14 protein-coding genes are annotated in these 12,902 nt (G+C 41.2%); 8 read left to right on the plus strand and 6 right to left on the minus strand.

All coding sequences use genetic code 11. The features are described from left to right. Window positions 1-225 precede the first annotated feature (225 nt). The 7 genes from OQ5_RS0100065 (at window position 226) to OQ5_RS21815 (ending at window position 6,045) form a co-directional block, all read left to right on the plus strand. Complete coding sequence (locus OQ5_RS0100065; RefSeq protein WP_016775532.1) at window positions 226-1,410, plus strand: DUF5009 domain-containing protein; 1,185 nt, start codon at window positions 226-228, stop codon at window positions 1,408-1,410. Window positions 1,411-1,532: 122 nt separating this feature from the next. Further along, window positions 1,533-2,633: a glycoside hydrolase family 18 protein gene (locus tag OQ5_RS0100070; RefSeq protein ID WP_082179420.1), complete on the plus strand. Its 1,101-nt coding sequence runs from the start codon at window positions 1,533-1,535 to the stop codon at window positions 2,631-2,633. 80 nt (window positions 2,634-2,713) lie between these two features. After that, window positions 2,714-3,175, plus strand: a complete 462-nt coding sequence (locus OQ5_RS19800) for a VOC family protein (RefSeq protein WP_016775534.1) — start codon at window positions 2,714-2,716, stop codon at window positions 3,173-3,175. A gap of 99 nt (window positions 3,176-3,274) precedes the next feature. Then, on the plus strand, window positions 3,275-3,982 hold the full coding sequence (locus tag OQ5_RS0100080; protein ID WP_100221853.1) for a DNA alkylation repair protein: 708 nt from the start codon (window positions 3,275-3,277) through the stop codon (window positions 3,980-3,982). 74 nt (window positions 3,983-4,056) lie between these two features. Beyond that, complete coding sequence (locus OQ5_RS0100085) at window positions 4,057-4,587, plus strand: ABC transporter permease (protein ID WP_016775536.1); 531 nt, start codon at window positions 4,057-4,059, stop codon at window positions 4,585-4,587. A gap of 131 nt (window positions 4,588-4,718) precedes the next feature. Continuing rightward, window positions 4,719-5,162 (plus strand): cupin domain-containing protein, encoded by a 444-nt coding sequence (locus OQ5_RS0100090; protein WP_016775537.1) that lies wholly within the window; start codon window positions 4,719-4,721, stop codon window positions 5,160-5,162. 253 nt (window positions 5,163-5,415) lie between these two features. Beyond that, window positions 5,416-6,045: a class I SAM-dependent methyltransferase gene (locus tag OQ5_RS21815; protein ID WP_016775538.1), complete on the plus strand. Its 630-nt coding sequence runs from the start codon at window positions 5,416-5,418 to the stop codon at window positions 6,043-6,045. Here OQ5_RS21815 and OQ5_RS0100100 read toward each other — a convergent pair. The 6 genes from OQ5_RS0100100 to thiC form a co-directional block, all read right to left on the minus strand. Beyond that, the gene (locus OQ5_RS0100100) at window positions 6,042-7,058 is read right to left on the minus strand and encodes a beta galactosidase jelly roll domain-containing protein (RefSeq protein ID WP_016775539.1); all 1,017 of its coding nucleotides are present in this window, start codon (window positions 7,056-7,058) and stop codon (window positions 6,042-6,044) included. The two genes, OQ5_RS21815 and OQ5_RS0100100, sit on opposite strands and share 4 nt — an antisense overlap. 108 nt (window positions 7,059-7,166) lie before the next feature. Continuing rightward, complete coding sequence (locus tag OQ5_RS0100105) at window positions 7,167-8,228, minus strand: beta galactosidase jelly roll domain-containing protein (protein WP_100221854.1); 1,062 nt, start codon at window positions 8,226-8,228, stop codon at window positions 7,167-7,169. Window positions 8,229-8,406: 178 nt separating this feature from the next. Next, window positions 8,407-9,093 (minus strand): response regulator transcription factor, encoded by a 687-nt coding sequence (locus OQ5_RS0100110; protein ID WP_016775541.1) that lies wholly within the window; start codon window positions 9,091-9,093, stop codon window positions 8,407-8,409. Then, on the minus strand, window positions 9,086-10,648 hold the full coding sequence (locus tag OQ5_RS0100115; protein ID WP_016775542.1) for a sensor histidine kinase: 1,563 nt from the start codon (window positions 10,646-10,648) through the stop codon (window positions 9,086-9,088). Before OQ5_RS0100115 ends, OQ5_RS0100110 begins: the two co-directional genes overlap by 8 nt. A gap of 89 nt (window positions 10,649-10,737) precedes the next feature. After that, on the minus strand, window positions 10,738-11,229 hold the full coding sequence (locus OQ5_RS0100120; RefSeq protein ID WP_016775543.1) for a hypothetical protein: 492 nt from the start codon (window positions 11,227-11,229) through the stop codon (window positions 10,738-10,740). A gap of 118 nt (window positions 11,230-11,347) precedes the next feature. Further along, window positions 11,348-12,628, minus strand: coding sequence for a phosphomethylpyrimidine synthase ThiC (thiC, locus tag OQ5_RS0100125; protein WP_016775544.1), 1,281 nt, complete (start codon window positions 12,626-12,628; stop codon window positions 11,348-11,350). Window positions 12,629-12,690: 62 nt separating this feature from the next. Here thiC and OQ5_RS23300 point away from each other — a divergent pair, with 62 nt between their 5' ends. Further along, window positions 12,691-12,900, plus strand: coding sequence for a hypothetical protein (locus OQ5_RS23300; protein WP_176694042.1), 210 nt, complete (start codon window positions 12,691-12,693; stop codon window positions 12,898-12,900). Window positions 12,901-12,902 lie beyond the last annotated feature (2 nt).

Consider the following 12,902-nt stretch of genomic DNA (forward strand, 5'->3'; position numbering starts at 1 on the left):
CAGTGATATTCTAAGAGTTGTTCAAATTTTCATAATCATTGGATACATCATACGTTTTGTATCTAAAGCAATAGATCGTTAGATTTTTAGATGTAAGATACAAGATGATTCGTACATCGTTGAAAATCTGCATTTTATTAAACAACACGCTTTAATCACAAACAATTGATTTGCAGTGTATTGCAAAAGTTTAACGGACTATTGTAAAGATATGTTGCTTTTTATATGAAGAATAAAACAGGGACTCAGCGAATAAAGTCCATCGATATTTTGAGAGCCATAACTGTTGCTCTCATGGTTTTTGTAAACGATTTGCCCGGTATTCGTGATATTCCGCAATGGCTAGGACATGCCAGTGCCGGTCATGATGGTATGTTTCTGGCTGATATTGTTTTTCCTTTGTTTCTGTTCTGGGTTGGCATGTCAGTTCCTCTTGCTGTTGATGGGCGGCAAAAGAAGGGAGACAGCGACCTGACCATTGTCAGGCATATCCTTAAGCGTACTTTCAGCCTGGTTTTTATCGGGGTTTTAATGGTCAATACAAGCCGGATGAGTGTTGAGGTATCGGGCATTGATCGAAATTTGTGGGCATTATGTATGTACACAGGGGTGATTTTGTCATGGAGAGTTTATGGAAAGGAGAAAACAAAAGCCGGCAAGATGCTCGGTTTAATCTTTCACTATATAGGAATCGGCTTACTTATTTTTGTTCTGTTTGTATTCAGAGACAAAAACAATGCATGGTTATTGCCTCAATGGTGGGGAATTCTGGGAATTATCGGATGGGCGTACCTGGTAGCTGCAATGGCTTATGTTTTTCTGGAAAAGCATTTAGTTAAATTACTTTGTGTTTTTGCGGGGTTGCTTTTGTATCATATTGCCTATACGCAATCGGCCTACTTGCAAAACAATGCTGACTGGATGGCTCTTGAGTCGTATGGGGCTCATGCGTCACTTTCTTTTGCAGGAATGCTTGCATCTTTGGTTATGAAAAAGATCAGATTTCAAGTACACAGGTTATTTGCTGTCTGGGGCATTGCAGGAATTATATTTTTCATAGCAGGATTTGTGTCACGGCCTTTATGGGGCATTAGCAAACTCGCTGCAACACCTTCGTTTGTTTATGTTTCTCTTGCCGTTGGATTTGGCTTATTAGTGCTTGTGTGGTATCTTTCTGAAATAAGAAACAAACATGCCTGGGCAAATGTGTTTTATCCTGCCGGAACGCAGACTTTTTTGGCTTATCTGCTTCCAAGTGTATACTACCACGCCATCTTCTTTGCGGGAATAAGTTTGCCCGAATGGATGACCCACTCCTGGATGGGAATACTTAAAGCCATAATATTTACGCTTTTAATTGTTCAACTTACAGGCATTCTTGCCCGGTTTGGAGTTAAACTAAAACTGTGATATGAGATTTCATCAATGGCGGCCGGCCAAATGTGCATTTTATCAATGAGTTCCATTAGGCCTTAAAAATTAAATTTTATACGAATGAAAAAATTTTTTCTTTTTTACTGATTGGAATAGGCATAAGCGCTTGTTCCTCATCCGAAAAGACTTTAGATCCGTCGAAGAATCCGGAGTCACAGGACAAAGTAGTTATCGGTTATGTATTTCCGGGAAATACCGTAATTCAAGAAAATGCGATAGCTGCCGGCAAGCTGACGCATATCAATTATGCCTTTGCAAACATAGAGGATGGCAAAATGGTTGAAGGCTATGATGCCGACTCGGCAAATTTTGTGGTACTGAACCGGTTGAAAAAAGATAATCCTTCCCTGAAGATACTTATTTCAGTAGGTGGTTGGGGATGGTCCGGTGGATTTTCCGATATGGCCCTGACACAGGAAAGAAGGGCCCGTTTCATTCAAAGTGCATTGGATTTTATAGTAAAGCATCAATTGGACGGACTCGATATAGACTGGGAATATCCGGGACTTCCCGGGGCAGGAAACCCGTACCGTCCTGAAGACAAAGAGAACTTTACTTCTTTGTTGAAAGAATGTCGAAACGCACTTGATTCAGTAGGAAACTCAAAACGATATTTGTTGACCATTGCTGCTGCCGCTTCTTCAGCCTATCTTGAGAAGACCAATATGCAGGAAGCCTCCCGATACCTTGACATGGTGAATCTTATGACTTATGATTTTGCAGGGGAATGGGATAACGTTGCCCGTCATCATGCCAATCTATACCCGTCTGAATATTATGAGTGGGGAAATTCTGTTTCGGAAACGGTATCTAAGTTCATTCAGGAAGGAGTACCTGCCGAAAAGCTTGTTGTTGGTGTTCCTTTTTACGGTAGAGGATGGAAGAATGTTGATTCCGTTAATGACGGCCTGGGACAGCCTGCAACCGGTCTTCAAAATGTCAACCTCTCTTACCGGAATCTGAAGAAAAGCTATTTGTCCGACCCTGCTTTCAAAAAAGGATGGGACGATTCTGCCAAAGCGCCTTATTTGCTTAATGAAGATGAGGGGATTTTTATCACTTATGAAAATCTGCAGTCTTTGCAGTTGAAGTGTGATTTTGCCAGGGATAAAAACCTCAAAGGCGTCATGTTCTGGGAGTATTTTAAGGACTATGATGAAGAACTGTTGAAGGTGTTGAGCGGGGAAATGATTCCATGAGGAAGCAATGGCTGGCAAGACAAACCGGCTGTAATCTTTTTTTCTGTACTTTTGACAATGATCACTAAACCTTGTAAGTTATGCACTTTCACTCAACTGTTTTGTTTGTAAAAAACATAGAACGTTCAAAGGATTTTTATACCCGGTTATTTGGATTTAGCATTGAACATGATTTTGGAAAGAATGTCATTCTTGATTCCGGGATAACACTTTGGGAAGTTCTACCGGAGCATATAATTGCGAAAGAACTGAAAACTTCAAACGAATCTAACCGATTCGAAATCTGCTTTGAACATCGGGACATTGAAAAAATTTTCACAGATCTGGAAAATGAAGGAGTTGAATTCTTGCACAAAATGAAGGAAGAGCCATGGGGGCAAAGGACCATTCGGTTTTTCGATCCTGACAGGCATCTGATCGAAATAGGAGAGCCCCTTGATGTTTTTGTTCGTAATATGAAGAAAAAGGGAATGAACGAAAGCGAAATCAGTAATAAAACAGGTATTAACATCGAAACAGTGTATAATTTACTGCAGAGCTAAAAAGGAATATGGACATAATAAATAAGAAATATCTTTGCCAATATTCCGTTGAAAAGCAGAAACGCAATGTAATCCTTCAATAAAGCTATGGATATACTAATGAATGATATAATAAGTGAACTCCGTAAGGAACTCCAGGGTAATATCGACGAAAAGACCCGCAATAACAGCCAGAAATTTTTCAAAGAAAAGATAAAGTACTATGGCGTTAAAACAGCTGTGGTTAAAAAGATCGGGAAGCAATTCTATAAAGAGATAAAATCCAATTCTAAATCGGAAATTTTTGGTTTATGCGAAAAGCTGTGGCAATCGGGCTTTCTGGAAGAGTCGTTCATTGCCTGTGATTGGTCATATTATCTTAACTCCGAATATGGACCTGCCGATTTTCAGATTTTTGAACGATGGATTGATAATTATGTGAACAACTGGGCATCCTGTGATACACTTTGTAACCACACTGTAGGCGACTTTATAGAAATGTACCCCGAATTTCTGGAAAACCTGAAGGGGTTTACCAAATCGGACAACCGTTGGAAACGACGTGCTTCTGCTGTTTCGCTGATAGTTCCAGCCAGAAAAGGGAAGTTCCTGTCTGATATACTTGAAATAGCCGACCTTCTGCTCACCGACAAAGATGATCTTGTGCAAAAAGGATATGGATGGATGCTTAAAGTCGCCAGCCAGACACACCGGCAAACTATCTTCGAATATGTAATGAAAAACAAAATGGTAATGCCTCGAACTGCCCTTCGATATGCCATAGAGAAAATGCCGGCTGATCTGAGGACTGAAGCAATGAAGAGGTAGGAGAGGTTATAATTTAGCTGTGCGAAATCGTACCTCAAGTACTGGTTTTACAGAATGATGTGATACCCCGGCGAATGTTCATTCGATTTAAAGAAAGACCATCAGAGGAAATTTTTGATTTTGTTGAAGCCAAATGGAGCGAATTCTCACCAGAAAATGCACCCTTTATGATAACGTCGCTCGACAAGGAGTTTGCAAAACTTTATCGCACAGAAAAGCAATCACAAACCATTCTCGTATTTTTTACTGTTATAGCTATTTTGGTCTCTGTGTTGGGATTTCTGGGACTGGCTACTTATGTTGCTATGCAGCGAACAAAAGAGGTTGGTATACGCAAAGTATATGGTTCTTCCGAAGAAAGCATTATATACATGCTCACCGTCAATTTGTTAAAATGGGTGGTTTTCGCCTGTATTATTGCTGTGCCGGTTTCCTGGATATACCTTGAAAACTGGTTGGAAAATTTTGCCTTCCGGATTAATTTAAGGGCGGATATATTCTTACTGGCATCATTTTTAGCTTTGGCAGTAGGTTTTGTAAGTGTTATTTTTCAGGCCTGGAGTGCGGCTGTTACTAATCCGGTTAACTCACTTAAACAGGAATAAAGATTTATTTTAAATTTCAGTAATTCCTGAAAATGTTATTATTGAACCACCCAAATACCAACCCGTTATTTTTTGCACTTGAATGGTTTTGACTTACTTTATATTCGTGAAATAGTTAGAACAGTACAATTATGAAAACAAAATCTTCAGGTAAAAATTACAAAGCCATAGAAGTTGGCGATTTGAATAAACTTTCTACGTACCGCTTTCTGCATCCCAAATTGAAACAGGAAGTAGAAGGGAAGGTGTTTGTTGGTGAAGCACTTGCTACCACAGGGGCAGAACTGTCGTTTACGGAATTACCACCCAAAACGACGATCCCGTTTTTGCATCAGCACAGAAACAATGAAGAAATCTATGTTATTTTGAGGGGGTATGGTAAATTTCAGGTAGATGATGATGTTTTTGATATATCTGAAGGTTCTGTAATCAGAGTTTCCCCAGGCGGAAACCGTACTTTGTATAATGAAGCAAGCCATCCTATGGTATACCTGGTTATCCAGGCCAGGGAGAATTCTTTGGTGGGGTATAATATCTCCGATGGTTTCAGGACTGAGGGGCAAATTTTGATTTAAGTTATATATATCAAACAGATGAAACGAGCCTCGTTTACTTTGATGAGTTCCATTCGGCCAATAAACTTAAGTAGTGCTTGTCTATAAACTTGCAAAAATTTTCACAATATGTGTGTCTGTTCAGAAAGTACCAGTTGCAAGGCTTGCGAAGCCGCCAAAACCGGAGTTTACTAATCGTAAATGAGGATTTTGGAGGCGAGCGTAACACAGCAAGTGGTACTTTATGGACAGACACTAAGTAAACTTTATACGAATGAAAAACCCCTGGCTGAAAATTCCTGCAATAGATTATGAGTCGCACATGGCGGAAGTAGGGCAGTCCCGAATTCTGGGAAGCTTAACCCGGCAAACCTTGAGAAAATATAATCCTGAGAAGTTTCTTCTTCCCGGCTGTGCTTCGGGAAATGGACTTGAACATATTGACAATAATGTTACATCTCAAGTTTATGCATTGGACATTAATCCTGAGTATTTGGAGTTTACTGTCAATCGGTTCCAACATCGGATACCAAATCTCCGGACGATTTGTTGCGATTTGCTGACAGATAAACTGGAATTGACAGATATTGATCTTGCCTTTTGCGGTTTGTTGTTAGAATATGTTGATCCCCATATAGCTTTGCCAAAAATTATCGGTACACTCAATAAACAGGGGAATCTGGTGATAGTAATCCAACGAAACAATAGCGCTTCATTTGTTTCCAAAACAAGATACTCTTCACTGGAGAAGCTTTCAGGGATTGTGAGTGATGTTTTGCCGGAAGAAATTGACAACATCTGCCGGCAAATCGGAATGACAAAAGCTTTCCAGGAAGAGATACCTGTAAACGACGGCAAATCGTTCATAGTAATGGATTTCAGTTTCAGGAACAAAGGCGGCTAACGAGAACGCCAATATCGAACGAATCGTCTGAGTTCTACTAATCCGACAGGACCCTCGTATATGCCGCCTTCGCCTCCCTTATCAAACACTCTTATGGCTATGGTGTTGATTTTTCCCGGAACAATATCTTCTTCGTCGAGGTAATAATAGCGGGGACGATAATGTTCATTGTTTGTGGTTATCATGCAAGGCTGGTCATGCATTTCACCAGTATGTGCCACCTTTTTACCGTTAATATAAACTTCATCAATATCGTCAATCTTTCCCAACATAAGTACGTAACGTTTACCGGCCATAGATTCCGGAGCTTTAAACTGTCTGCGGTACCAGCCAAATCCGTCGTAATGCTTGCCGAACTGGTCTTCCCATATTCCCGGAACAACAATCTGATTCCATTCCCTGTCGTCATAGCCAGGTTTTGCCCATTCCATGTTGTCTCCGGTTTTAAAATTCCAGTATCCTTCCAGCTCTACATCGGGAATAAGGTTCCTTATACGTTGAAAGATGCCTATTTTGCCTTTTACAATTCCACCATCTATTTGTGAGTCATATACTCTTACTGCAATGGTATTGTATCCATTGAAATTGATCAGACCATCGGGGATAATATATCTTCTTTCGGCGTTGTAAGCAGTCCAGTAGTGAGGAGGAAAAGACCCTTTGTGACCGATTTTCCGGCCGTTAATGTATGTTTCGTCCACGTCGTCTATGTACCCCAAAAACAGAATTAGAGAAGCATCTTTATATTCTTTTGGTACCACAAATTTTTTCCGGTACCAGGCATAACCGTCGTAACCGTGAAACCCCTGATTTTCCCAACTGGAAGGAACCTCTACAGTTTCCCAGTGGCGATCGTCAAAATCGGGACTGGCTCTTCGCATGTCGTCTCCGATCATCAATTTCCATTTTCCCTCAAGGCTGATGACCGGACGATACTCTTCTTCCGGTTGATTGGCTTTAATCGCCGAAACAAACAAAAAGGGGATGAATAATATGGTAATAAATGTTTTCATATTGTGAGATTTTTTGAAAGTTTATAGACGAGCACTAATTTAGTGTCTGTCCATAAAGTACCATTTGCAAGGTTACACACGTCCGAATATTAGTACCTGGCGTGACAATCAATCATAAAACAATGATTTGATGAAGTTTTGGAAAGGGAACCATTCTTCTGATTCGTATTTTTCTTCATAAATCAGGTATTGCTCTTTTGTCATTAAACCTACAGGGCCTTCAAATATTCCACCCATCCCGCCATGGTCGTCGACCAACACAACAATCACGTTCTTTCCGTTTGTGTTGAGTAATCCTTCAGGTATTTTATATGCTCTTCTGATCTGCCAGTCTCCTGCAAAACTATTACCAAGTTTTGTCTTGTACATATCTCTGGTAGTTCCTATGAGTTTTCCGTTGAGAAAAACCTGGTCTTCATCGTCTATTTTACCACCTATAAAATAGAGGGTTTTCCTGCCGGTCTCTTTATTTAGTTTAAAAGTTTTCCGGTAACAGGCCTGACCGTTGTAATCGTTGTATCCCTGACTTTCCCACGAGGCAGGTACATGTATTGTATCCCATCCTGAATCATCGAAACCGGGCTTTAGACAGCTGAGGTTGTAGTAGAAGCCGATCTTCCAATCTCCTGACAGGTCCTGAACCAACATGTTTGCGTCTGCATCATAACCGATTTTTAAATCCTCACCAACAAATCCACCTTCTTTTCCTTCATCGAAAACTCTGACAGCAATTGTATTGGCGTTATCGAAATTGATCAATTCAGCAGGGATGGGATAGGTAACCGGAACACTATAGGCCGTCTCGTATTTGGGAGGGAAGTTACCTGTTCGACCAATGCGAGTTCCGTTAAAATAGACTTCGTTCACATCATCTATCCGGTCGAGAAACAGGTAAAGCTGTCTGCTTCCCGCATTTTTGGGAATATTGACAGCAGTGCGGTACCAGGCATATCCATCGTATTCTATGTATCCTTGTTCTTCCCAGTTTCCGGGAGCATACAGTTGGTCCCAGTTGTTGTCGTTATAATTTTTTTCTGCCCATGCCATGTCATCGCCAATGTTGAATTTCCAGTAGCCTTTCAGGCTGACAACTTCCTGAATGTCTGCCATTGTCGGTGAATTATTCAGCAATGTTGAAAAACATAATATTAGTATAACTACTTTCTTCATCTGTGTAAAATCTTTTTCATTATTGAGTGTGGTATAAATACTCACTGCTTAAGCGTTGTTTCAAAATTGTATGGTTAAATCTAAATATCTGAAAGTCTGACCATCTATTACAAATATGGGCCGGAAAAATATTTTATCTGTCAAAAGCAGATAACGAAATGTCATAAATTGTCATCAGTTAAAGAACCATTTTATAGCCGATGCCATGAACAGTAAGTATAATTTTAGGATCGTTGGGGTCGGTTTCTGTTTTTTGACGCAGTTTGAGAATAAAATTATCGATGGTCCTTGAGGTGGGCTGATAATCCGTTCCCCATATTTCGTCCAGTAATTCATCACGGTCAACCGTTTCATTTTTGTGCGTGCAGAGGTAACGAAGAATCTCAAATTCTTTGTACGAAAGTTTTACTTCCACACCATCAATGCTGGCAGTATAAGCCGAAAAATTAACCTGTAATTTGCCGATTTGGTGTACCTGATTGTCAGAGGCCGGGATGTCGGCTCCGGTGCGCCTCAAAATAGCCCTGATTCGCGCCAGTAATTCACGCAAACTAAAAGGTTTGGTGATGTAATCATCGGCACCAAATTCAAGTCCAAGCACTTTGTCAATTTCTTCGGCCTTGGCAGTAAGCATAATGATGGGGGTTTTATTTCCTTTGGTTCGTGCTTCTTTGCACACATCGAACCCCGACAGCTCCGGCATCATTACGTCGAGCAGTGCAAGGTGAAACCGGTTGGTCATGAGTTTTTTTAATCCTTCTGTACCGTTGGTAGCTGTTTCTACTTCGTAGCCTTCATACTCCAGATTGTCTTTAAGGCCCTGGAGCATAGGAAGTTCATCTTCGGCAATTAATATTTTAATCATCTCGATCTGGTTTGTTTGGCATTATCGGGAAATAGAGCCTGAATGTGCACCCTTCTCCCGTTTTACTGTTAAGGGTTACTTTTCCTTTATGAGCTTTGACAATTTCGTTAACAATGGCGAGTCCCAGTCCGGTACCTTTTACTTCGTTGGCCAGGTTTCCTGATGTTACCCTGTAAAACTTATCGAATACTATTTTTTGTTTCTTTTTTGGAATACCCGGCCCGTAATCTTTTACTTCAACAAATGAATAATTCTTCCTTGTTCCTGTCTTTATTTCGATTTTCTTTTCGTTTCGGCTGTATTTAACAGCATTGTCTATGATGTTGATCAGTGCGTCGGCAATAGCTTCTCTGTCGCAACGGATAGGTGGCAAATCTGGAGCGGGCCTATATATTACATCAAAACCCTTGTTTTTCAGATGAAAATGATAAGTTTCCAAAACATTTCGCGCGATTGTATTTAAATCGCATGTGGAAAATTCAAACTTTTGCCTGCCGCTTTCCAGCCTGGAAAAATTCAGTATCTTATTGACCATTCCGGCAAGCCGTTGTGTCTCTTTTCCAATGATATGGTAGTATTCTTTTACTTTTTGCGTGGTTTTGATGCGCCCCATCTCAAGTGTTTCAATATACATACTTATGAGTGCAAGGGGCGTTCGTATTTCATGGGAAACATTTGAAATGAACTCCGATTTGATCTGTGCCAGCTGAATTTCCCGTTTTACACTGACAAACAGGAACCATAAGCCAACTACTAAAATCAGCACCACCATTCCCATCAGCATCAGACCTTCTTTGATTCGTTTGTTTGCCATTCCTGCAATGGTCTGGTTTTTCAGACTGATTCCGATCCTGATGTTCGGAAAAAACCACATTTCTCCTTCCTGATCAAATTTTTTTATTTCTGTTGGTTCTTTTTCTGTTGTAATCAGCAGACTCCCGGTTTCTTTGTGGATAAGATCGATGCGGAAATGCTCCTGTGCAATAGATTGGATGCGGGGACTCAGCTGATTTTGCAGAAATTGCAGAAGATCAATATTAACCAGAAATGTGCAAAGTTGTTTCCCGTTTCCTTCTGCGATGAAAAGCAAAAATGTTTTATTTTCCGGGATTGAAATGGAGATAAATTTACGATAACCGTTCTTGTAATAATATCTTAGCTGCTCCACTTCACTTGCATGTTTTTTTAGTACCGAATCGAGAGCATGAAACAGGCCCGGATTTGTTGTTTCACCGTGGGCCGTATGGAATTCGTTGTTTTCGTTGACCAAAATGATGTTCTTAACAGATTGGTTTTCAGCAACCAGTTTTTTGAGTCTGATGCTGTCGGATGAATTTTTGAGCCAAAGTTCCAAACGTGTACTCCAGTTATCGGCAATATCCTGTGTATAAGAGTTGACTGATGAGACAATGGTTTCGAGCTGGTCTTTGTAAACAGTGCTGATGAGTTCCTCGTTCTCATTGATCCTGGTGTACTCGTAAACGGTGGCAATAATAACAGGGAACAGCAACAGCACTGTCATGCCGGCCAAAATCTTATGCAACTTTTTTGTCATTCAGAGAAATAAAACGTTTGGATATTAAAACTAAAAAAACAATTTGACATTAGCGATGAATACGGAATTAAAATACAAATCATTTTTTCCTATTCTCTCGCGTATTTCCGATCCTTCAGCGGGTCTGTTTCAGGTTTTCCAAACGAATCGATAAAAGCCATGATATGATCAACATCAGGATTTCTCTGAATGTTAATGCACTTACCGTCTTCATAAAAATAGAAGTAAGCATCAAGACATTCCCTGGCACCATTATAGTGCTCGTCTTTGTAAACAGTAAGACCGTTCTTACATTTTACTACTTCCATCATACTCGTACGCCCCGTCTTTTCGTTGTTCCGGTAAACCGGCATTTTTTCGAACAGTTGTCCGTTGTTTGAATACCTGACAATCTCGCTGTTCTTAACCTTGAGTTGGGAACCATCTATCAGGGTACATTTTGTTTTAAAATTTCCAACGGTCATTTTCCCGCAAAAGATGGTGTCGGTTTTGGTGACGACATGATTATGCATTTTGTCCTGAGCATTTGAAATCATGACACCTAAAAGCATTGCTGCCAAAGAAAGCATTAAAGTTTTCATAATGTAAAGTTTTAATGAAACAATAAATGATTAATTCTCTGGAGCAAATGTAGGGTGGGAGATATGTATTGGTGTCACGGGCTATTCAGATGATGTCATAAGTTGTCATAGAAATACATCAGTTCACTTCCGCCTTATCATTCTTCACTGCACAAAGATTCCCGCACATGGTGCAGTGGTCTTCTTCGCTGCTTTCCGAATCGTTTTTGCGCATTCGTGCCATTTCGGGATCGAGTGCCTGGCGATACATGGTTTCCCAGTCGAGGTCGCGCCGGGCTTTAGACATGATGAAATCTCTTTGGCGGGCTCCATTAACATTGTTAACCACATCGGCACTATGGGCAGCAATCCGGCTGGCAATAACGCCGTTTCTTACATCTTCGGCGTTGGGCAGGCAAAGGTGCTCGGCAGGAGTGACGTAGCAGAGAAAGTCTGCTCCATGAATGGCGGCAACTGTTCCGCCAATAGCACTTACAATATGATCGTATCCGGGGGCAGAATCTGTGGTGAGAGGACCGAGTACATAAAACGGTGCATCGTGGCAGATTCGTTTCATCAGTTTCATATTCATTTCAATCTGGTTAAGCGGCATGTGTCCCGGTCCTTCCACCATAACCTGTACACCTCTTTCTCTGGCGCGGTCGACCAGTTCGCCCAATACCAGGAGTTCGGCAATTTGGCCGCGATCGGTGGCATCGGCTCCGGCGCCCGGTCGAAGGCCGTCGCCCAGACTGATGGTAACATCGTGTTTTTCACAAATGTCAAGAATGCGGTCGTAATGCTCGTAAAGCGGGTTCTCTGCATTATTTTCCGCCATCCACCTTTTGAGGATGGCACCTCCGCGGCTTACAATACCGCAAACACGATCATCGTTATGAAGAAATGAAACGGTGGAACGCGTCACTCCGCAATGTAAGGTCATGAAATCCACACCGGCTTTTGCCTGGAATTCAATTTCATTAAAGAGCTCTTCAGGGTCAAGGGAAGCAATAGTCTTTTCCCGGGCCAGAAGCCGTGTCGCCACACTGTATATAGGAACGGTGCCGACCATTACGGGCGAGGTGTTCAGTATTTTTTTCAGTATTACCCTTAAATTACCACCTGTTGACAGGTCCATAATGGAATCTGCGCCATATTTTACGGCTATTTTAAGTTTTTCGAGTTCTTCGGGCAGGTGGCAATGCTTTTCCGATGTGCCAAGGTTGGCATTAACCTTGGTTGTAAGACCGGCACCAATGCCTCTTGGCTCGAAATTGTGGTTACAATTTTTGGGAATCACCGTTCGGCCTTCGGCTATTTCGTTGCGAAGCCATTCCGTATTCACATTTTCACGGTTTGCTACGGTTTGCATTTCGGGTGTGATTTTACCCGCACGGGCGTAGTGGAGTTGTGTTGTCATTATGTTGGATTTTAGATGATTAGTTGTTAGATGTTAGATAAATAGATTTTAGATGATTAAGGTTGAAATACATTGACATTCATGGAAAATTGGTGATTGGTCATTCTGGTTGCTGGTTGCTGGTTGCTTGTTTCTGGTTGCTGGTTACTGGTTGCTGGTTGCTGGTTGCTGGTTCGGGATTTATTCGACCGGCTCCGCCGCTTACCTTGCAAGAATTGGCAGGTTTGTCAATTTGGTCATTGGTCAATTGGTCATTGATCATTGATCATTGATA

This window comes from Anaerophaga thermohalophila str. Valhall (genome assembly GCF_000250735.1).
GTDB classification, from domain to species: domain Bacteria; phylum Bacteroidota; class Bacteroidia; order Bacteroidales; family Marinilabiliaceae; genus Anaerophaga; species Anaerophaga thermohalophila_A.